This is a genomic window from Streptomyces sp. CNT372, assembly GCF_000377145.1.
In genome coordinates this window covers 394741-415993 of sequence record NZ_KB897776.1, presented here as the reverse complement: position 1 = coordinate 415993, position 21253 = coordinate 394741, and the positions used below count along the sequence as shown (strand labels likewise).

The following is a 21253-nucleotide window of genomic DNA, read 5'->3' as shown; positions in this document are numbered from 1 at the left end:
AACGCGCGGGAACGGGCGCCGGGGGCGGGACTTCCCACCGGAACAGCAGGTAACGTCGGGCGCGTGCCCGTCGACCCGTCCACCCGGCTCACCTCGGGGGAGACCTCAGCGCGCGGCGCGGGAAGCACGCAGCGAAACGCGACACGTCACCCGCCCCGCGGGACCGCCGCGAGCGCGGTCGAGGTCCGCAGGAGCGCCCGGCGCAGCAGGACGGTCTCCGCCTACCGCGAGGGCGACCGCACCATCGTCCTCATCCCGGCCCGGATGTCGGAGGCCGAGGAGCGGCGCTGGGTCGGGGTGATGCTCGACAAGCTCGCCGCGCAGGAGAGCAAGCGGGTCCTCGGCGACGAGGAGCTGGCCGAGCGCGCGGAGCGGCTGTCCGCCCAGTACTTCGAGGGCCGCGCCAAGCCGGCCTCCGTGCGCTGGGTGACCAACCAGAACACCCGCTGGGGCTCCTGCACCCCGGCCGAGGGCAGCATCCGCCTCTCCCACCGCCTCCAGGGCATGCCCGAGTACGTGGTCGACTACGTGCTCCTGCACGAGCTGGCCCATCTGCTGGTGCCGGGCCACGGCCCCCGGTTCTGGAGGCTGCTGGAGGCGTACCCGCGCACCGAGCGCGCCCGCGGCTATCTGGAGGGCGTGGTCGCGGCGGGCCGCCTCCCGCACGCCGCGGCGGCCGAGGACTGACGCGTCCGCCTCAGCGCGGTGGGCGACGCGGACGCCACGGCGGTGACTCTCGCCGACGCGGACGCCACGGCGGTGACTCACGCCGACGCCTCCACGCGCTGTGTGACGACGCCCTCACGGGGGCGACGGTCCTGTACCGAATGTGTACCGGCTTGGCTCAATGTCGTCCGCAGCGGATAGCCTGACGCGACGCAATCAGCTTTCGGGATGGGGGACGGTCGTCACGTATGGCCAGGGAATTCCAGCGCGGCCACAAGGCCAGGATCAGTGATCTCACTCCGGGAACGGATCTGTACGTCGGCGTGCAGATCTCCGCTCCCGGGCTGACGTTCGACATCAGCTGTTTCGGTCTCGACGCCAACGAGCAGCTCTCCGACGACCGTTACTTCATTTTCTTCAACCAGCCGAAGTCGCCCGAGGAGTCCGTGCAGCTCCTCGGCGCGCAGGCGGGCGACACCGAGTCGTTCCGCGTCACGCTGGACCGTATTCCGGCGAGCATCCACAAGCTCTCCTTCACCGCCACGATCGACGGCGCCGGGCAGATGTCGCAGATCGGCCCGGGGTACATCCGGATCGTGGCCGGCGGCGAGGAGGTCGTCCGGTACGCGTTCGACGGCTCGGAGTTCAGCACGGAGCGGGCGCTGATGCTCGGCGACTTCTACCTCAAGGACGTGTGGCGCTTCGCCGCCATCGGCCAGGGCTTCGACGGCGGACTGGAGGCGCTGCTGAAGAACTTCGGCGGCGAGGTGGCCGAGGAGGAGCCCGCGCCCCAGCAGGCCCCGGCCGCGCCCCCGGCGTTCGCCGCGCCCGCGCCGCCGCCCGCCTTCGGCGCCCCGCAGACGCCCCCGGCCCCGCAGGCACCCCAACCGCCGCCCGCCTTCGGCGCCCCCGCGGCCCCGGCCCCGCAGCCCGCCGCTCCCGGCCCGCAGATGCACAGGGCGCCCACGATGGCCGCTCCCATGGCGACGCCCGCGGCCGGCACCGTGCCGCCGCCGGCCCCCGCACCGTACGGGCAGCCGCCGGGCGGTCCCCAGCAGCCCCCGTTCGGCCAGGTCCCGGGCCAGCAGCCGCCCGGGCAGTTCCCCGGCCAGGGTCACGGCGGCCAGGTCCCGCCGCCCGCCGCGCCGTTCGGTCAGCAGGCCCCGCAGGCCCCGGGCCCGTACGGTCAGCAGCCGCCCGGAGCCCCGCCCGCAGGCGTCCCGCAGGGTGCGCCCCAGGCAGGCCCCGGGCTCCAGGCGGCCCTCCAGGCGTACCGCGAGACGCCCACCGGGCAGCGCTGGACCCCGCAGAACCAGCAGCTCATGCGGGTCGACCTGACCATGGGCGGCACCCCGGTGCTGGCCCGGCAGGGCAGCATGGTGATGTACCAGGGCAAGGTCGACTTCAGCTACAAGGGCGCAGGGTTCAGCGGCCGCATCGTCGGCAACGCCACGGGCCAGGAGATGCAGCTCATGCGCTGCACCGGCCGCGGCCAGGTCTTCCTCGCCGAGGACGGCTCCCATCTGCACCAGATCGACCTCCAGGGCGACGGCATCTGCGTCTCCGCCGAGAACGTCCTCGCCTTCGACGAGACCCTCCAGTACGAGGTCCGCCGCATCGAGGGCCACGGCATCCCCGGCGGTGCCCTGTTCACGATGCTGTTCCACGGCACGGGCACCGTCGTCGTCAAGACGCACGGCGTCCCCGTCGTCCTGCCGGTCACGCCCACGACCTTCGCCGACTGCAACGCGGTCGTCGCCTGGTCCGCCGCCTCGCAGGTCATCCTCTCCAGCCAGGTCCGACTGCGCCGCAACGCGTACCCGGGCCACAGCGGGGAGACCGTGAACCTCCAGTTCCGGGGCGCCCCCGGAAACTTCATCGTCGTCCAGCCCTACGAGGTCTGAGGGAGCCCGGAGAATGAACCAGCAACTCGCGGGCTACGCCCCGACACCCCTCGCGGCCCGGATGGAGAACCACGGCCGCGCCATGCTCAAGGTCGCCATGGCCACCGGCCAGGACCTCTACGCGCGCACCGGCTCCATGGTCGCCTACGAGGGCTTCGTCCAGTACGAGCCCAACCCGCCCGCCGTCCGCCAGATCGCCTCCCAGTGGGTGACCGGCGAGGGCGCCCCGATCATGAAGTGCTCCGGCGACGGGCTGCTCTATCTCGCCGACTACGGCGCCGACGTGGTCGTGATCAACCTCAACAACGACTCCCTGTCGGTCAACGGCTCCAACCTCCTCGCCTTCGACGCGCACCTCCAGTGGGGCGTGGAGAAGGTCAAGGGCCTCGCCAAGCTCGCCGGCCAGGGCCTGTGGAACGTCGAGATCGCTGGCACCGGCTGGGTCGCGCTCACCTCGCGCGGCACGCCGATCGTCGTCGACTGCGGCCGTGGCGAGGACGAGACCTACGTCGACCCGGACGCCCTGGTCGCCTGGTCCCCGAACCTCAAGGTCAAGGGGAAGCGCAGCTTCAAGGCGTCCTCCCTGATCGGGCGGGGCAGCGGCGAGGCGTACCAGATGGCCTTCTCGGGCCAGGGCATCGTCGTCGTACAGCCGAGCGAGGACAGCACCGACCGCCTGCGCGTGCGGGGCTGAGGGGAGCGGGAACACATCATGCAGAGTTCGCTTTTCGGCCACACCGAGCAGCAGTCCCAGGAGCGGTACGTCGTCCAGAACCCGCAGCTCCTGCGGGTCGCCCTCAGCGGGCAGGAGGACGTCCTCGCCCGCAAGGGCGCCATGGTCGCCTACCAGGGCCTGGTCGACTTCGACGGTGAGTACCAGACCTCCTCGCAGCGCCGGGCGCGCGCCCGCACGGGCGAGGGCCTGGACCTGATGCGCTGCTCCGGGCAGGGCACCGTCTACTTCGCCAACCTCGCGCAGTACATCCATGTCGTCGACGTGGACCAGGAGGGCATGACGGTCGACAGCGCCTATGTCCTGGCGCTCGACTCCGCCCTGCACACCGAGGTCATCGCGGTGGACAGCCAGTACGGCATCTCCGGCTCGGGCAAGTACCAGCTCAACATCTCCGGCCGGGGCAAGGTCGCGCTGATGACCTCGGGCCAGCCCCTGATGATGCAGGTCACGCCCGACAAGTACGTCAACGCCGACGCCGACGCGATCGTCGCCTGGTCGTCCGGGCTGCGGGTGCAGATGCAGGCCCAGACGCACTCCACCAACGTGCGCCGCCGCCGCGGAAACACGGGGGAGGGCTGGGAGCTGAGCTTCCTCGGCCAGGGCTTCGCCCTGGTGCAGCCGAGCGAGGTCATGCCCCCGCAGAACGCCGACCTCGGTCAGGGGGTCCGGGCGCAGTTCGGCGTCGGCCAGCACGGCTCGCACGCCCAGAACCAGAACAACGCCTGGAGCTGACCGTCACGTAAGCCGCCGACGACGGGGGCGGGGTGGTCACGCGACCACCCCGCCCCTCCCGTCACACGGGTCACAGCACCGCCAGGGTCCGCTCCAGCAGCCGGACGACCGAGGCGTCGGCGACTCCCGCGACCTCCTCGTAGCCAAACCAGCGCAGATCCAGCGACTCCTCGCTGATCGCCTCGGTGGCCCCGGGCGGGGCGAGGGCCGCGTACTGCACGTCCAGATGCCAGTGGCAGGGCGCGGGGATCGGGTGGCGGTCCAGGGTGACGGGCCCGCCGGGGAGCAGGGTGAGGCCCGGGACACCGGACTCCTCCGTCGCCTCCCGCAGGGCGGCCGCGGCCAGGGCCACGTCACCGGGCTCGCAGTGGCCGCCCATCTGGAGCCACATGTTCAGCTTCCTGTGCAGGGTCAGCAGCACCCGGCCGCGCTCCGGGTCGATCACCAGCGCGCTCGCGGTGAGGTGCCCCGCGTGGCAGGACTTCCACATCCCGTCGGGGTGGGCGGCGAGATGGTCGAGATAGGCGTCCCGCAGCGCGGCCTGCTCGTCGTCGCGGCCCCGGTAGCCCTTGAGCACCAGGACCGCGTCCTCGTGGAGACTCACGTGCCGGTGTCGCCCTTGCCGTCCGCGGAGCCGTCCTTGCCTCCGTCGTCCTCGGCGTCCGTGCCGCTCTCCTGGGCCTCCGGAGCCCCGGAAGCCCTGGGAGTCCCGGGTGCCTTGGGTGCCTTGGGGGACGCCGCCTCGCCGAGCATCTTGTCCAGCTCGGAGAAGTCGAGCTGCTCTCGGTGGACGAAGCCGTCCGGGTCGTCGAGGTCGGTCGCGGTCGGCAGCATGTCCGGGTGCTCCCAGAGGGCGTCACGGCCCTCCAGGCCCCGCGCGTCCGTCAGCGAGGCCCACAGCCGGGAGGCGTCCCGCAGACGGCGGGGGCGGAGCTGGAGCCCGATCAGGGTGGCGAAGGTCTGCTCGGCCGGCCCGCCGGAGGCACGGCGGCGGCGCAGGGTCTCCCGCAGGGCGCTCGCCGAGGACAGCCGGGACGAGGCCGCCTCGTGGACCACCGCGTCGACCCATCCCTCGACCAGCGCGAGCGCCGTCTCCAGCCTGGCCAGGGCGGCCTTCTGCTCCGGGGTGTCCTCCGGTTGGAACATGCCCTGCTGAAGGGCCTCCTGGAGCTGCTCCGGGTGGGTCGGGTCGAACTGGCCGACCACGTCCTCCAGCTTGCCGGTGTCGACCTTGATCCCGCGCGCGTACCCCTCGACGGCGCCGAAGAGGTGCGAGCGCAGCCACGGGACATGGGCGAAGAGGCGCTGGTGCGCGGCCTCCCGCAGGGCGAGGTAGAGCCGCACCTCCTCCTTGGGGACGCCGAGGTCCTTGCCGAGCTTCTCCACGTTGAGCGGGAGGAGGGCTGCCTTGCCGGCCGGGCCGAGCGGCAGGCCGATGTCGGTCGACCCGACCACCTCGCCCGCCAGCACCCCGACGGCCTGCCCGATCTGCTGACCGAACATGGCCCCGCCCATGGACCGCATCATGCCGAGCAGCGGGCCTGCCATGGCCTGCATCTCCTCGGGCAGTACGTCGCCCATGGCGACGCCGACCCGCTCGGCCACCGGGTCCACGAGCTGCTTCCACGCGGGCAGGGTCGCCTCGACCCACTCGGCGCGGCTCCACGCGACGGCCGTGCTCGCCCCGGACGGCAGGGAGGTCACGCCGTCCAGCCAGAGGTCGGCCAGGCGCACGGCCTCCTCGACCGCGGTGCGGTCCAACGGGCCGACGCTGGCGTCCTTGGTACCGTCCGGGGTGCCCTGGGAGACCGTCTGGCGGGCGATCTGCTTGGCCATGTCCCAGTTCACCGGGCCGCCCTCGTAGCTCAGCATCTGCCCGAGCTGCTGGAAGGCCGCGCCGAGGTCGTTCGGGTTCATGGCGCCGAACATCGCGGCGAAGGGGTTGTCACCGCCGCCCCCGCCGAGCCCGAACCCGAAGGGGTTGCCCGGGGACCCGCCGGAGCCCTGGTCACCTCCGCCGGGATTCTTCTTCTTGCCCTCGTCGCCGTGCTCCGGCTCCTCCGGCGGAAGGCCGAATCCGAATGGGGTGTCACTCACGGGTTTCCTCGGCTCGTAGGGCCGTCGGCTGTCGGCCGACGGCGACTGCCTGACAACACCACCCAGCCTAAGCGGCCGGGAGGCCCGGCGGCTGCGGCACGGCGCCGCGTACGGGCTCGGTGCCCCGCCGGACGGCGGCCTGCGGCAGGATGGACGTCACCTGGTGCGCAGGGGTCATTCGCTTGCGTACTGAAGACAACCGCTGGAGACGCCTGGTGAGTTCCCCAGATCCGCAGGTTCGCGCAGCGCGAAACCACTCAACCCCGGCGACGGGGCGCGGCCCCGTCGTCGCGGTCACCGGTGCCGCGACGGGCGTGGGAGACCTGCTCGTGAGGCGCCTCGCCGCGTCAGACGAGATCAGACAGGTCGTCGCCATCGACGAGCGCCGGGGCGAGGTTCCCGAGGCTCACTGGCACGTCCTCGACGTCCGGGACCCCGTCATCGCGGAGAAGCTCCGCGGCGCCGACGTCGTGGTGCACCTCGCGCTCGACCTCGATCTGGAGTCGGACCCGGCGGCCCGTACCGCGTACAACGTCCGCGGTACGCAGACGGTGCTGACGGCGGCCGCGGCGGCCGGGGTCCACCGGGTCGTCCTGTGCACGTCGGCGATGGTCTACGGGGCCCTGCCGGACAACGACATCCCGCTCTCCGAGGACGCGGAGCTGCGGGCCACGGCCGAGGCGACCGGTGTCGGCGACCTGCTGGAGATCGAGCGGCTCGCGCGCAGGGCACCGCGCGCGCACCCGGGTCTGAACGTCACCGTGGTGCGCCCCGCCGTCCTGGTCGGCGGTACCGACACCGCCCTCACCCGGTACTTCGAGTCGCCCCGGCTGCTCGTGGTGGCCGGATCTCGTCCCACCTGGCAGTTCTGCCATGTCGACGACCTGGTCAGCGCGCTGGAGTACGCGGCCCTGGAGAAGGTCGACGGCGAGTTCGCGGTCGGCTGTGACGGCTGGCTGGAGCAGGAGCAGGTCGAGGAGCTGAGCGGCATCCGGCGCATGGAGCTGCCCTCGGCGGTCGCGCTCGGCGCGGCGGCGCGGCTGCACCGGATCGGGCTGACGCCGTCGCCGGCCGGGGACCTCGCCTACACGATGCACCCGTGGGTGGTCAGCGTGAGCCGGCTGCACGACGCGGGCTGGCGGCCGAGCCGTACCAACGAGGAGGTGCTGACCGCCCTGCTGGAGGAGGTCGAGGGCCGGCACACCGTGGCGGGGCGGCGGCTGGGCCGCAAGGACGCCACGGCGGCGGGGGCCGCGGGCGCGACGGTGGCGCTGCTGGGCACGGCGGCGCTGGTGCGGCGTGCGCGGAAGGCCCGCCGCCGGATCTGACGGCCGTGCCCGGCCCCGGTCCGTGCCCGGCCCCGACTCTGTAGGAGGCTCCAAGGGCCGGGCGCGCGAACCGTGGGAGCGGCCCTTTCGCGTGCCCCGCGCGGTACGGCACGATGGCCGTATGGCACCTGTGCACGATCACCCCGGTGAGCAGTCCGACCATCCCGGCGAGCGGGGCGCCCCCGATCCCGTCCGCCTGATCGCCGTCCGTGAGACCCCGCTCTCGGTCGACGAGGTGTTCGCGGCGGTCGGCGACGACGCGGCCGGCGGCACGGCCCTCTTCGTCGGCACCGTGCGCGATCACGACGGCGGGTCGGACGTGGACGCCCTCGGCTACTCCTGCCACCCCAGCGTTGAGGCGGAGATGCGCCGGATCGCGGAGAAGGTCGCCGCCGCGTACCCGGTCCGGGCCCTGGCCGCGGTCCACCGAGTGGGTGACCTCCGTGTGGGTGACCTCGCGGTGGTCGTCGCCGTCTCCTGCCCGCACCGGGGGGAGGCGTTCGAGGCCTGCCGCAAGCTCATCGACGACCTCAAGCACGAGGTCCCCATCTGGAAGCACCAGACCTTCTCCGACGGTACGGAAGAGTGGGTGGGCGCGTAGCGCCTCCTTGAGGGGTGGTGGTCGGGTGACGGGAGGGCGGGTGGGCGCGTAGCGCCTCCTTGAGGGGTGGTGGTCGGGTGACGGGAGGGCGGGTGGGCGCGTAGTGCCTCCTTGAGGGCGGTGGTCGTCGTACCTGACGCTTCGTTGAAACCTCCTCGGACCCCATCCGCCCCGATTTGCGTAACCCCACCCCTGCGGTGAGCGTTGATCTCGCGGATGACTAATCTGCTGATCACTCAGTCGCTTTCACTCATGGGGTAGGGAGGTCGCGATGGCAGTTCTGGCGTGGTTGCTGATTCCGCTTTTCGCTGCTGTCGGTGCGGCGATATGGGCCGGCTGGGCTTCGCGCAACCGTACGAGCGGGGATGTCGCCGAACTCGCCGGCTACGCCCGGTTCCGTGATGCCATGGAGAAGGCGGGTTCCGGCACGGACGCCGTCCGGAACTGACCGCCGCGTCCCGGCCGCGTCCCTCCCGACAGGCACTGCCGGGCCCGTACGGACCGGCCCCGGCAGTGCCCGCACAGGCTCTTCCCGTACTGTCGTTCCATGCCACGCCGCACCGCGACGATGCTCGCCTCCACCCTCGTCTTCATCGCGCTGCTCTGCGCGGGTGTGTTCTTCAAGGTCCCCTACGCGGAGATGTCCCCCGGGCCCACCGTGAACACCCTGGGCTCCGCGGCCGGCGAGCCGGTGCTCCAGATCTCCGGCCGCGAGACGTTCCCCACGACCGGTCACCTCAACATGACCACGGTCCGGGTGACCGGCGCGGACTACCGGATGAACCTGTTCGAGGCGATGTACGGCTGGATCGCGCACGACAGCGTCGTGGTGCCGCACGAGACGCTCTATCCGGACGGCAAGACGGAGGAGCAGTCGACCCAGGAGAACGCGGAGGAGTTCAGTCAGTCGCAGGAGAGCGCCAAGGTCGCCGCCCTGCGCGAGCTGGACATCCCGGTGAAGTCCCGGGTCGTCGTCGCCACCGTGGTCAAGGGGTCGCCGGCCGAGGGCCGGCTGCACGCCGGGGACGTGATCCGGGCCGTGGACGGCGTGCGCATCGAGGAGCCCGGGGACGTCGCCGAGCAGGTGGTCGAGCGGAAGCCCGGGGAGCCGGTCGACTTCACGATCGTGCCCGCCAAGGAGGCCGCCGCGGCCGAGAAGGCCGGGCGGGAGCCGCAGACCACGCGGAAGGTCACCGTGAAGACGGTCAAGGCCGAGGACGACGACCGGGCGATCGTCGGCATCCAGGCCGGGACGGACCACACCTTCCCGTTCACGATCGACATCCACCTCGCCGATGTGGGCGGGCCCAGCGCGGGCCTGATGTTCTCCCTCGGCATCGTCGACAAGCTGACCCCCGGCGATCTGACCGGCGGGAAGTTCGTCGCGGGCACGGGCACCATCGACGACGCGGGCAAGGTCGGGCCGATCGGCGGCATCGAGATGAAGCTCGTCGGCGCGCGGAAGGCGGGCGCCGAGTACTTCCTGACGCCCAGCGCCAACTGCGCGAGCGCCGCCTCCGACATCCCGGACGGGCTGAACCTGGTCAAGGTCGACACCATCGACGACGCCAAACGGTCCCTGGAGAAGATCAGCAAGGGCGACACGGCGGGCCTGCCCGCCTGCACCACCGGCTGACCCGCCGGGGCCCCGCCCGCGACCCGTGAGCCGGGCCGCGCGGCGGGTGGCCGGTGAGTGGCGGCCCGGCCGGGGCGTGCCCGGCGGCTCAGTCCTCGAAGGTCGCGGCAAGCGCCTCGGCGAGCCCCGGGACCAGGCCGGCGCCCGTCAGCACCTCGTTCGGCGAGTCCTTCTCGCGCAGCCGCAGCGCCGACTCCCGGGAGCCGTCGCGCAGCACCCCCACCGTCATCCGCACCTCCTGGCGGTCCGGGTGGGAGGCCACCCAGTCGGTGAGCGCGTTGCCGTCGAGACCTGCCGGAACGGAGTCCTCCGCGCTCGGCGGAAGCATCAGCCGCTCCACGGTCAGCGCGCAGCCGGCCACTGCCTCGGGCCAGGCGACGGTGGCGAGGAACTCGTCCAGCGCCGTGCCTGCCGGGATCTCGTCCTGCTCGACGGGGGTCAGGGCGGCGGCCGCGTCCCCCTCGTCGATGCCGAGCTGGGCGGCGAGACCGGGTTCCTGGGCGCGCAGCCGGGCGGTGTCGACGAGGGCGAAGAGCCGGGCGGGCTGGTCCCAGCCGATACCGGACGCGTACTCGTCGATCTCCAGCACGGCACGGGTGAGGGGATTCGCGGCCATCGGGGGGCCGGAGGGGGAAACGTTGGACATGGCGAACATCCTGCCTCCTTCCTCCCCGGTGACGGGAACTAGGTAAAGCCTCGGTAAGTTGCATAGGTGGGGCCCTACGATCGCGGGGCCCGCTTCACACCGATCGCGACTTCGAGGTGCGCACGTTGGCTTTCCAGATGCCGGACCGCGGCGGAGGCCCGACCGGGCCACGGATGAGAGTGGGCCGGCCGTCCCGGCGGGTCCGCACCCTGCTCATGACCCTGGGCGTCCTGGCCGTTCTGGCCATGGCGTTCGTCATGTTCGCCGGGTTCTGGACGGACTGGCTGTGGTACCGCTCCGTCGAGTACTCGTCGGTGTTCACCAAGACCCTGTGGACCAAGATCGGGCTGTTCGCGGTCTTCGGCCTGCTGATGGCCGGCGTCGTCGGGCTGAACATCTGGCTGGCGCACCGGCTGCGGCCGCCGCTGAGCGCGATGTCGCTGGAGCAGCAGAGCCTCGACCGGTACCGCATGGGCATCGCCCCCTACAAGAAGTGGGTGCTCCTCGCGATCACCGCCCTGGTGGGGCTGATCGCCGGAGCCTCTGCGACGAGCCAGTGGCGCACCTGGCTGATGTGGCTCAACGGCGAGCCCTTCGGCCAGAAGGACCCGCAGTTCGGCATGGACGTGGCGTTCTTCGCCTTCGACCTGCCCTGGTACCGCTTCCTGCTGGGCTTCGGCTTCGCCGCCGTGGTCCTGTCGCTGATCGCCGCCGCGGTCACCCACTACCTGTACGGCGGGCTCCGCATCACCAGCCCCGGCGCGCGGGCCACGGGCGCGGCCACCGGCCACCTCTCGGTGCTCCTCGGCATCTTCGTGGCCCTCAAGGCCGTGGCGTACTGGCTCGACCGGTACGGCCTCGCCGTGAAGTCGAGTGACTTCAAGGCGACCAGCAACTGGACGGGCCTGCGGTACGTCGACGCCAACGCCTACCTGCCGGCGAAGACGATCCTCTTCTGCATCGCGATCATCTGCGCGGTGCTCTTCTTCGCCACCCTCTGGCGCCGCACCTGGCAGCTCCCCGTGATCGGCTTCGGTCTGATGGTGCTGTCCGCGATCCTCATCGGCGGCCTCTACCCGGCGATCGTGCAGAAGTTCCAGGTCCAGCCGAACGAGCAGGCCAAGGAAGCGGAGTACATCCGCAAGAACATCAACGCGACGCGCGAGGCGTACGGGATCACCGACGTCAAGCCGACCGACTACACGGGCCGCGGCGAGATCACGGACGCCAAGAAGCAGCGCGAGCAGGCGGACTCGGCGGCCAGCTACCGCATCAACGACCCGAACATCGTCTCGCCCACGTTCCAGCAGCTGGAGCAGGAGCGGAAGTACTACCAGTTCCCCGCCACCCTCGACGTGGACCGGTACGACGGCCAGGACACGGTCATCGGTCTGCGCGAGCTGAACCTCCAGGGCGTCGACAAGCGCAACTGGATCAACGACCACTTCACGTACACCCACGGATACGGCGCCGTCGCGGCCAAGGGCACCAGCACCGCCAAGGGCATCACGGGAGCGCCGGAGTTCACCGAGTCGGGCATCCCGTCCAAGGGCAGCCTCGGCGAGTACGAGCAGCGGATCTACTACGGCGAGAAGACCACCCAGTACTCGATCGTCGGCGGGCCCCAGAAGGAGCTCGACTACGAGAAGGACGGCGGCGGCCAGGTCACCACGAGCTACAAGGGCAAGGGCGGCATCGACCTGTCCAACCCGCTCAACCGCGCCGCGTACTCGGTCGCCTTCAACGAGCCGCAGATCCTCTACTCGGGGGCCATCGGCGAGGGTTCGAAGATCCTCTACAACCGCACGCCGAAGGAGCGCGTCGAGGCGGTCGCCCCGTGGCTGACCATCGACGGCGACGCCTACCCCGCGGTCGTCGGCAAGCGGATCCAATGGGTCGTCGACGCGTACACGACCACCAACGGGTACCCGTACGCCTCCCGGACGACCCTCGGTGACACCACCGCCGACTCGCTCACCGACCGGCAGCGCGCGGTGGTCGCCCAGCAGAACCAGGTCAACTACATCCGCAACTCGGTGAAGGCGACCGTCGACGCGTACGACGGCACCGTCAGGCTGTACGAGTGGGACGAGAACGACCCGGTCCTCAAGACGTGGAAGAAGGCGTTTCCGGGCACGGTGAAGGCCAAGGAAGAGATCCCGGCCGAGCTGAAGGCCCACCTGCGGTACCCGCAGGACATCTTCAAGGTCCAGCGCGAGCTGCTGAGCCTCTACCACGTCACCGAGCCCGCTCCGTTCTACAACGCGAGTGACGCCTGGCAGGTCCCGAACGACCCGACCAAGTCCGACAGCAACGCGGTCCCGCCGTACTACCTGTCGATGAAGCTGCCGGGCCAGACGGCGCAGCAGTTCTCGCTGACGACGACGTTCACCCCCAGCGGCCGTCCGAACCTCCGGGCGTTCATGGCGGTCGACGCCGATGCCAACAGCAAGGACTACGGCAAGATCAGACTCATGCGGGTCACCGACGACAAGGTCGACGGCCCCGAGCAGATCCAGAGCCGGCTGAACCGCCACGACCCGATCGCCAACTTCGTCCGCGACCTCAAGGGCGCCGACTCGACGATCAAGTACGGCAATCTGCTGACCGTCCCCCTGGACAGCGGCTTCCTGTACGTCGAGCCGATCTACGCCCAGGGCCGTGGCTCCGAGTACCCGCTGCTGAGCAAGGTGGCCGTGGTCTACGGGCAGAAGATCGGCTTCGCCAACGACCTGGGCGGCGCGCTGTCCCAGGTGTTCGGCGAGGGCACGGGCGAGGACGGCACGACTCCGCCGCCGGACGAGGAACCGGACACCCCGCCCACCGATCCGGACCAGCCGCCCGCCTCGGGCGACCAGGCCCTGAAGGACGCGATCGCCGACGCTCAGAAGGCGTACGCGGACGGTGACGCGGCCATGAAGAAGGGCGACTGGACGGCTTACGGCAAGGCACAGGAGGACCTCCAGAAGGCCCTTCAGCGCGCGGCCGACGCCGAGGCCAGACTCCAGGAGGAGGGGTCGGGTAGCGACTGAGCCGGTCAGAGGCTCCTCCCGCGTCGTGATAGGTTGGTTTCACCGACGCGGGGTGGAGCAGCTCGGTAGCTCGCTGGGCTCATAACCCAGAGGTCGCAGGTTCAAATCCTGTCCCCGCTACTGAAGAAGAGGACCCGGATCCGACTGGATCCGGGTCCTCTTCTGTGTGCGGATGCGTTCATTCGTTCAGGGAGACCTCCTTCAGGGGCATCCGGGACGAAGTGCGCGCCGCGCGGCACCAGTTGACCCCCGGCGTGTTTGACTTGTCTCTCTGTGGGCATGTCGACAAAACGCTGAAGTGACCTCACTGGCTGCGGTATACCAGGTGTACGCGGGTTGCGGGTGGTGCGACGATGGAATTCATGGGGGACAGGGCAACGCTGTTGGAGACAGGGCGGTTTGAGCAACCGCATGCGAGGAACGCGGCCGACGCGATGGACGGCGTCGACGCGGCCGCTCGTGCGGGCCGCGTCGCCGTCACCGGTGAGGGACCGCTCCTCGGGGCCGGCCACGCCGACGCGGCGGAGACCGCCGGCGACGAAGCGCGCCACCGCGGCGCCGCCGACCGGGGCGACGTCGCGTCGATGAGCGTGCTCGGCGCGCTGCTGCTGCGCCGGGGCGACCTCGACGGCGCGGAGCCCTATCTGCGGCGGGCGACCGCCGACGGCGACCGGGCGGCCGCCAACAATCTGGGTGTCCTCCTCCACCAGCGCGGATACGCCGACGAGGCGGCAGGCTGGTGGCGCATCGCCGCGGTCGCCGGCTCGGCCGCGGCCGCGCACGCGCTGGGCCGCCACTTCCGTGAGCGCGGTGACGAGCCCGCCGCGGAGTACTGGCTGCGCCAGTCCGCCGAACAGGGCCACGCGTTGGGCGCGTACGCCCTCGCCGACCTGCTGGAGCACCGGGGTGACGACGGGGCCGAACGCTGGCTGCGCACCGCCGCCGAACAGGGCCACCGGGAAGCCGCGTACCGCCTCGCCCGCGGCCTGGAGGGCCGGGCGGCGGCGGAGAGCCGTCGCAGCGAGGAGGCCGCGGGGCTGGTGCCCGGCGGCGAGGGCGCGTTGGGCGGTGCCCCGGGCCCGGGTCCCCGGGCCGGGGCGGCCCGCACCGGCCGGCTCGCGGACATGGACCGGTCCGGCGCGGGGGCGCCCGTCCAGCGCCGGGGCGGCAGCGGGGCGGCGGCTGAACTCCGCTCCGGTGACGGGCACTTCGGTATGCCCGGCGCCGGACGCGGCGCGCCGCGTCGGGGCGGGGCCCAGCGGCTCGGCGGCGGAGCGGGGGACGTGTACGGGGGCGGGGCGGCCGAGACGCCGGGCGCAGGCCCGGGGCCTGCCGACCCGCAGGCGCACCCGGGGGCGCCCACCTCGGACCCGGCCACGGGTCGCGCGGGCGCGGACCGGCCCGACGCCACCGGTACCGGAGCCCGCACCGGCCGCGACCGGCCGGGGGGCGGTGCCGGCGCCGGATTCCGTACCGGCACTGGTCGGACCGGGGCGCGTACCGGCCGGGGCGCGGAGACCGGCCCCGAACCGACCGCCGACGAGTCGCTCGGCGCGGACGTGGCCGAGGCCGGCCGCTGGGGCACGCTGGGGGCGGCCGGCGGTGACCGGCGGTCCGGCGCACCGGGCAACGGCACCGCCCGTTCCGGCGGGCCCGGGGCGGCCGGCGGTGACCGGCGGTCCGGCGCGACGGCAACCGGGGGGCATGCGACCGCAACCGGGGGGCACGCGGGCTCCGGGCCGGCTGGGGCGGGCCGGGACCGGGCGAGTGCCGGCACCTTGCGGCCGGGGGGCGCTGATGGCTCCGGCGCGGTTACGGACCGGGCCGACGCCCTCCGTTCCGGTGGCGACCGGCGGTCCGGCACACCAGGCAGCGGCACCGCCCGTTCCGGCGGGCCCGGGGCGGCCGGCGGTGACCGGCGGTCCGGTGCTGCCCCGGCTGACGCGCACAACGACGGCGGGCTGGCTGCCGCCCAGGGCCACGCCCGGGCCGAGGCCGGCCGTCCGGGCGCGGCTGCGACCGTTGGCGACCGGCCGTCCGGCAGCGCGCGGAGCACCACCGACCAGGCCGCACCGGCCGGGGTGCGCGGCGACACGGGCCGTTCCGGCGGGCCCGGGGCGGCCGACGGCGACCGTCGGCCGCGAGCGGACCGGGGCGGGGCACGCGCCCAGGCCCGCACCGACGACCTCCGTTCCGCCGGGGGCCCGGCGGCCGGCTCCGCACCGGCCCGGGCGGGCGGCGACACGGGCCGTTCCGGCCGGGCTGCCGCGGCCGACGGCGACCGGCAGGCCGGCACCGCCGGGCCCGGAGCCCGGACCGGCTCCGGGGCCCCGGCGGCCGGTGGCGACCGGCTGCCCGGCGCGGACCGGGGCGGCGCTCCCCGGCCGGGCGGCGGCTCCGGGGCGTCCCGCCCCGGCCGGAGCCGTACGGCCGAGGGCACCGGTACCGAGCGGGCCACCAGTACCGGGACGCGGCTTCCCGTCGCCGACGGACTGGTCGCCGGACTGCTCGACGAGGCCGAGCAGTGGTACCGCCAGGCCGCCGCCCGTGGGCACCGGCGGGCGGCCCTGCACCTCGGCGCGATTCTGGAGCAGCGCGGTCTGCTCAAGGAGGCCGGGCGCTGGTACCTCACCTCCGCCAAGGACGGTGAGCCCCGCGCCGCCTGTGCGCTCGGCTTCCTGCTGCGCGACGCGGGCGACGAGGAGAGCGCCGCCGTCTGGTGGCTGCGCGCCGCCCAGGACGGCGACGGCAACGCGGCCAACGCCCTCGGCGCCCTGCACGCCGCGCGCGGTGAACCGCAGACCGCCGAGCGCTGGTACCGCGCAGCGATGGACGCGGGCGATGTGAACGGCGCCTACAACCTCGGCCTGCTCTGCGCGGCCCAGGGCCGGACGCCGCAGGCCGAGCAGTGGTACCGCCGTGCCGCCTACGCCGGGCACCGGGAGGCCGCCAACGCGCTCGCCGTGCTGCTGCTCCAGGCCGGCGACCACACCGGCGCCGAGCCCTGGTTCTCCAAGGCCGCCGAGGCGGGCAGCGTGGACGCCGCGTTCAACCTGGGCATCCTGCACGCGGGCCGGGACGACGACCGCACCGCGCTGTCCTGGTACGAGCGGGCCGCCGCCGCGGGCCACACGGAAGCCGCCCTCCAGGTCGGCATCGCCCGCCTGAGGGACGGCGACGAGCAGGAGGCCGAACGCCATCTGCGCTGTGCCGCGGGCGGCGGCAGCACCGAGGCCGCCTTCCGGCTCGCCACGCTGCTCGACGCCCGCCGCCCGCCGGCCGTCGCGCCCGCGCTCGGTGAGTCCGTCGCGGAGAAGAGCGAGTGCGAGGAGTGGTACGAGCGGGCCGCCGAACAGGGCCACCGCCGTGCCCAGGTGCGGGTCGGCATGCTGGCCGCGGCCCGTGGCGAGTACCTGGACGCGGCCCGCTGGTACCGGGAGGCCGCCGAGGCGGGAAGCCGCAGCGGTGCCTTCAACCTCGGTCTGCTCCTCGCCCGTGAGGGCAACGAGCGCGAGGCGTCCCTGTGGTGGACCCGGGCCGCCCGGGCCGGGCACGGACGGGCCGCCCTGCGGCTGGCCCTGCTCGCCGCCCGCCGGGGCGAGCTCGCGGAGGGGCAGCGCTGGTGCGCCCGCGCCGTGGAGCTGGGCCCGGCGGAGGTCTCCGAGCGGGCGGGGAAGCTGCGCGAGGCGCTGATCCAGGAGCTGCTGGCCTGAGCGGACCGGGCCCTGACAAGGCCCCCGGGAAGGGATTTGCGCTGGTCGGTGGCGTCCCGTAAGGTTGGGTTCACCGACGCGGGGTGGAGCAGCTCGGTAGCTCGCTGGGCTCATAACCCAGAGGTCGCAGGTTCAAATCCTGTCCCCGCTACTGAAGTCGAAGGCCCGGATCCTCAAGGATCCGGGCCTTCGACGTACAGGCGCGCGCCGCGGCCCTTCGGCGTGGCAGGCGCGCCGTGGCACGACAAGCGCCACAGAGAAGGGCCCCGGCACAAGCCGGGGCCCTTCTCTGTGCGTGTCGCCGCCGCGGCACTGACGCGCTAGGCGCTCGCGCAGTTGGGGCAGGTCCCGCGGTACGTCACCTCGACGTCCGAGACCGTGAAGCCGAAGCGCTCCGAGTCCGGCAGGTCCGCCAGCGGGTTCCCCCCGGGGTGGACGTCGCGGATCGTTCCGCAGCGCGAGCACACCAGGTGCTGGTGGGGGCGGTGGGCGTTCGGGTCGTAGCGCTTGGCACGGCGGTCGGTGGACACCTCGAGCACCTCGCCCAGGCCGACCAGTTCGCCCAGGGTGTTGTAGACGGTGGCCCGGGAGATCTCGGGCAGGCGCTCGACGGCGCGTGCGTGGACCTCGTCGGCCGTCAGGTGCACATGCTCGCCGTCGAGGACCTCGGCCACGACGCGCCGCTGCGCGGTCATGCGCCAGCCGCGTCCGCGAAGTCGTTCCAACAGGTCACTCATAAGGGTCAGCGTAACAGCGGAGGCACGTGATCCCGAACAGGTGTGGTTCCGGATGCTGGCTTGACTTGGACTAAGTCCAATGTAGGATCGCTTTTGGATCTGGTCACGGGACAGGTGGCGGGATCCGTTTCGGCAGTGCCCCGGCGCGACCGCAGGGCAGCAGAGAGACGCAGGAGGCGCACGTGACACAGGGACCGCTCACCACGGAAGCCGGGGCTCCGGTCGCGGACAACCAGAACAGCGAGACCGCGGGTGCCGGCGGGCCGGTCCTCGTCCAGGACCAGCTCCTGCTGGAGAAGCTCGCCCACTTCAACCGCGAGCGGATTCCCGAGCGCGTCGTCCACGCGCGCGGCGCGGGGGCCTACGGCACCTTCACCGTCACCGCCGACGTGACGAAGTACACGCGGGCGAAGTTCCTCTCCGAGATCGGCAAGGAGACCGAGACCTTCCTCCGCTTCTCCACGGTCGCGGGGAACCTGGGAGCGGCGGACGCGGTGCGCGACCCGCGCGGCTTCGCGCTGAAGTTCTACACCGAGGAGGGCAACTACGACCTCGTCGGCAACAACACCCCGGTCTTCTTCATCCGGGACGCGATCAAGTTCCCCGACTTCATCCACACCCAGAAGCGCGACCCCTACACGGGCAGCCAGGAGGCGGACAACGTCTGGGACTTCTGGAGTCTGTCGCCCGAGTCCACCCACCAGGTGACCTGGCTCTTCGGTGACCGGGGCATCCCCGCCTCGTACCGGCACATGGACGGCTTCGGCTCGCACACCTTCCAGTGGACGAACGAGGCCGGCGAGGTCTTCTGGGTCAAGTACCACTTCAAGACCGACCAGGGCATCAGGAACCTCACCCAGGCCGAGGCCAACCGGCTGGCCGGCGAGGACCCGGACTCGCACCAGCGCGATCTGCGCGAGGCCATCGAGCGGGGCGAGTTCCCGTCCTGGACGGTCTACGTCCAGATCATGCCCGCGGCCGAGGCGGCGGAGTACCGCTTCAACCCCTTCGACCTCACCAAGGTGTGGCCGCACGCGGACTACCCGCGTATCGAGATCGGCCGGCTGGAGCTCAACCGCAACCCGGAGAACGTCTTCGCCGAGGTCGAGCAGTCGGTCTTCAGTCCCGCCCACTTCGTCCCCGGTATCGGTCCCTCCCCGGACAAGATGCTCCAGGGCCGCCTCTTCGCCTACGGCGACGCGCACCGCTACCGCGTCGGTATCAACGCGGACCATCTGCCGGTGAACCGCCCGCACGCCACCGAGGCGCGCACCCACAGCCGGGACGGCTTCCTCTACGACGGCCGCCACAAGGGCGCGAAGAACTACGAGCCGAACAGCTTCGGCGGCCCGCTCCAGACGGACCGGCCGCTGTGGGCGCCGACCCCGGTCTCCGGTTTCACCGGTGACCACGCGACCCCGCGGCACGCCGAGGACGACGACTTCGTGCAGGCCGGCAACCTCTACCGGCTGATGTCCGAGGACGAGAAGGGCCGGCTGGTCGACAACCTCGCCGGCTTCATCGCCAAGGTCTCGCGCGAGGACATCGCCGAGCGGGCGATCGGCAACTTCCGCAGCGCGGACGAAGACTTCGGCAAGCGGCTGGAGGCCGCGGTCCAGGCCCTGCGCGGCTGACGGCCCGCCTGCCGGGGGTGAGCGAGGGCCGGATCCCTGTCCAGGGGGGTCCGGCCCTCCTCGCATGTCCGGTACAACCCGCCCCGGCCCGCGTCCGGTACGCCGGGTCCGGCCCGTGTCCGTACGCCCCGGCCCGCGTCCGGTACACCCCGGTCCGGTCCCGCGCACGGCGGAGCCGGTCCGGGGTGCTCGGGTCAGGTCGCCGCGGCCGTGTCCGCGTGCCGCCGGGCCGGGACCCAGCAGCGGATGATGTCCCGGACGGACACGATCCCGACCGGACCGCCGGGGTCCGTCACGATCAGATGGCGGAACCCGCCGTGGGTCATGGCGTCGGCCGCCTCCTCCAGGGTCCAGGAGGGTGCCGCGAAGACGACGTCGGTCGTGGTGTGGGCGCCCGCGGTCTCCAGATCGGGGTTCTGGCCGGCGCCGATCGCGTTGAGGATGTCTCGTTCGGTCAGGATTCCGAGGCCGGAGTCGCCGTCGAGGACGACGGCCGCGCCGACGCGCCGCGCGGACATCAACCGGGCCGCCTGGCGGAGTGTGTGTGCGGGGCCGATGGTGAGGACCACCGTGCTCATGGCGTCACGGACGAGCATGGACTGGAGCCACCTCCTTCGTGGACGGATCCCACATGAGAACGGATTCACAAGTTCACAAGTGGGGGGACTTTCAGAGTCCCAGCCGTGCGCGCAGGCGGCAAGAGGGCGTGCGGGGCATGCAGGGGCGCGTACCGGCGCCGGTCGCGGACGCGGACGCGCCCGCACGCCGGGCGCCCGGCCCACCGGGCGAACGCCGACCGGGGCCGGGCGCGCCCCGGACCCCGGCCGGGACCCGGGCGCGCGGACCCCGGCCGGGGGTCAGGCGTGCTCGGACCGCCCGCCCAGGTACTCCAGCAGCTCGGCGTGGAGGAGTCCGTTCGACGCCGCCGCGTTGCCGCTGTGCGGGCCCGGGGTGCCGTCGAGGCCGGTGTACGAGCCGCCCGCCTCCTGCACCACGATCGCCGGGGCCGCCATGTCCCACAGCGAGAGCTCGGGCTCGGCGCAGATGTCGACCGCGCCCTCGGCGACCAGCATGTACGACCAGAAGTCGCCGTAGGCGCGGGTCCGCCAGCAGGCCCGGCTGAGGTCCAGGAACCCGTCGAGCCGGCCCCGCTCCTCCCAGCCGCTGAGCGAGGAGTACGCGAACGAGGCGTCCGCGAGCCGCTCCACCCGGGAGACGTGCATCCGCGTCGCCGAGGTCAGGCTCCGCCCGGTGTACGCGCCCGCGCCCTTCGCCGCCCACCAGCGGCGGCCCAGTGCCGGTGCCGAGACCACGCCGACCACCGGCCGGAACCCGTCCTCCCCGGCCTCCATCAGCGAGATCAGCGTCGCCCAGACCGGCACCCCTCGGACGTAGTTCTTGGTGCCGTCGATCGGGTCCACGACCCAGCGGCGCGGCCCGGTGCCCTCGATGCCGTACTCCTCGCCCAGGATCGCGTCCCGCGGCCTGGCGCGCTGCAACTGCCCGCGGATCAGCTCCTCGGCGGCCTTGTCCGCCTCGCTGACGGGCGTCATGTCGGGCTTGGTCTCGACCTTGAGGTCGAGGGCCTTGAAACGCTCCGTCGTGACGGCGTCGGCGGCGTCCGCGAGGACATGGGCGAGGCGCAGATCATCGTGGTAGTCGGGCATGCCTTCACCCTATCGGTGGGCGCCGGGCGCCGGTCCGGGCCTCCGGGAGAGCCCGTCCGCCTCCCTTGACAGCCGTGCCCGGTGCCCCGACCCTGTGCGCAATCCGCTCCCGCCGGCGGGCCGT

17 protein-coding genes and 2 tRNA genes are annotated in these 21253 nt (G+C 72.7%); 13 read left to right on the top strand and 6 right to left on the bottom strand.

Annotated features, from left to right (window positions below; genetic code table 11):
- Nucleotides 1-63 precede the first annotated feature (63 nt).
- The 4 genes from C593_RS0101760 to C593_RS0101745 all read left to right on the top strand — a co-directional run bounded on the left by C593_RS0101760 (nt 64) and on the right by C593_RS0101745 (nt 4038).
- Nucleotides 64-687 (top strand): M48 metallopeptidase family protein, encoded by a 624-nt coding sequence (locus C593_RS0101760; RefSeq protein ID WP_018845588.1) that lies wholly within the window; start codon nt 64-66, stop codon nt 685-687.
- 227 nt (nt 688-914) lie between these two features.
- On the top strand, nt 915-2570 hold the full coding sequence (locus C593_RS0101755) for a TerD family protein (RefSeq protein WP_018845587.1): 1656 nt from the start codon (nt 915-917) through the stop codon (nt 2568-2570).
- A 13-nt stretch (nt 2571-2583) separates the two neighbouring features.
- Nucleotides 2584-3264 carry an AIM24 family protein gene (locus C593_RS0101750; protein WP_018845586.1) on the top strand — a complete coding sequence of 227 codons (681 nt, stop codon included), beginning with the start codon at nt 2584-2586 and terminating at the stop codon, nt 3262-3264.
- Between the two features lie 18 nt (nt 3265-3282).
- Nucleotides 3283-4038 carry an AIM24 family protein gene (locus C593_RS0101745; protein ID WP_018845585.1) on the top strand — a complete coding sequence of 252 codons (756 nt, stop codon included), beginning with the start codon at nt 3283-3285 and terminating at the stop codon, nt 4036-4038.
- 70 nt (nt 4039-4108) lie between these two features.
- On the opposite strand, the gene C593_RS0101740 is transcribed toward C593_RS0101745, so the two are convergent.
- Nucleotides 4109-4642, bottom strand: a complete 534-nt coding sequence (locus tag C593_RS0101740; protein WP_018845584.1) for an NUDIX hydrolase — start codon at nt 4640-4642, stop codon at nt 4109-4111.
- The gene (locus tag C593_RS0101735) at nt 4639-6135 is read right to left on the bottom strand and encodes a zinc-dependent metalloprotease (RefSeq protein WP_018845583.1); all 1497 of its coding nucleotides are present in this window, start codon (nt 6133-6135) and stop codon (nt 4639-4641) included. The genes C593_RS0101740 and C593_RS0101735 overlap by 4 nt, the downstream gene beginning before the upstream one ends.
- 215 nt (nt 6136-6350) lie before the next feature.
- Between C593_RS0101735 and C593_RS0101730 the strand changes: the two genes are divergently transcribed.
- From C593_RS0101730 to C593_RS0101715, 4 genes are all read left to right on the top strand, one after another.
- Complete coding sequence (locus C593_RS0101730; protein ID WP_026277262.1) at nt 6351-7463, top strand: SDR family oxidoreductase; 1113 nt, start codon at nt 6351-6353, stop codon at nt 7461-7463.
- Nucleotides 7464-7584: 121 nt separating this feature from the next.
- Entirely contained in the window at nt 7585-8064 is a 480-nt protein-coding gene (locus C593_RS0101725; RefSeq protein WP_018845581.1) for a molybdopterin synthase catalytic subunit, read from the top strand.
- A 271-nt stretch (nt 8065-8335) separates the two neighbouring features.
- Nucleotides 8336-8512 (top strand): hypothetical protein, encoded by a 177-nt coding sequence (locus C593_RS33210; RefSeq protein ID WP_018845580.1) that lies wholly within the window; start codon nt 8336-8338, stop codon nt 8510-8512.
- A gap of 99 nt (nt 8513-8611) precedes the next feature.
- Nucleotides 8612-9700, top strand: coding sequence for a YlbL family protein (locus C593_RS0101715; protein ID WP_018845579.1), 1089 nt, complete (start codon nt 8612-8614; stop codon nt 9698-9700).
- Nucleotides 9701-9788: 88 nt separating this feature from the next.
- Here C593_RS0101715 and C593_RS0101710 read toward each other — a convergent pair whose 3' ends face one another.
- A complete protein-coding gene (locus C593_RS0101710; protein ID WP_026277261.1) occupies nt 9789-10346 on the bottom strand; it encodes a PPA1309 family protein in 558 nt (185 codons plus the stop codon).
- Between the two features lie 137 nt (nt 10347-10483).
- On the opposite strand from C593_RS0101710, the gene C593_RS0101705 reads away from it, so the two are divergent.
- The 4 genes from C593_RS0101705 (at nt 10484) to C593_RS0101690 (ending at nt 17242) form a co-directional block, all read left to right on the top strand.
- On the top strand, nt 10484-13378 hold the full coding sequence (locus C593_RS0101705) for a UPF0182 family protein (protein WP_026277260.1): 2895 nt from the start codon (nt 10484-10486) through the stop codon (nt 13376-13378).
- A gap of 46 nt (nt 13379-13424) precedes the next feature.
- Nucleotides 13425-13498 (top strand) — tRNA-Met (locus C593_RS0101700).
- 233 nt (nt 13499-13731) lie between these two features.
- On the top strand, nt 13732-17091 hold the full coding sequence (locus tag C593_RS33535; RefSeq protein WP_486591064.1) for a hypothetical protein: 3360 nt from the start codon (nt 13732-13734) through the stop codon (nt 17089-17091).
- Between the two features lie 77 nt (nt 17092-17168).
- Nucleotides 17169-17242, top strand: a tRNA-Met gene (locus tag C593_RS0101690).
- Between the two features lie 169 nt (nt 17243-17411).
- Here the strand turns inward: C593_RS0101690 and C593_RS0101685 are convergent.
- Nucleotides 17412-17828: a Fur family transcriptional regulator gene (locus tag C593_RS0101685; protein WP_026277259.1), complete on the bottom strand. Its 417-nt coding sequence runs from the start codon at nt 17826-17828 to the stop codon at nt 17412-17414.
- Between the two features lie 182 nt (nt 17829-18010).
- Here C593_RS0101685 and C593_RS0101680 point away from each other — a divergent pair, with 182 nt between their 5' ends.
- On the top strand, nt 18011-19462 hold the full coding sequence (locus C593_RS0101680; protein ID WP_018845574.1) for a catalase: 1452 nt from the start codon (nt 18011-18013) through the stop codon (nt 19460-19462).
- 194 nt (nt 19463-19656) lie between these two features.
- On the opposite strand, the gene C593_RS0101675 is transcribed toward C593_RS0101680, so the two are convergent.
- Nucleotides 19657-20058, bottom strand: a complete 402-nt coding sequence (locus C593_RS0101675; protein WP_018845573.1) for a CBS domain-containing protein — start codon at nt 20056-20058, stop codon at nt 19657-19659.
- Nucleotides 20059-20319: 261 nt separating this feature from the next.
- A complete protein-coding gene (hisN, locus tag C593_RS0101670; RefSeq protein WP_018845572.1) occupies nt 20320-21129 on the bottom strand; it encodes a histidinol-phosphatase in 810 nt (269 codons plus the stop codon).
- Nucleotides 21130-21253 lie beyond the last annotated feature (124 nt).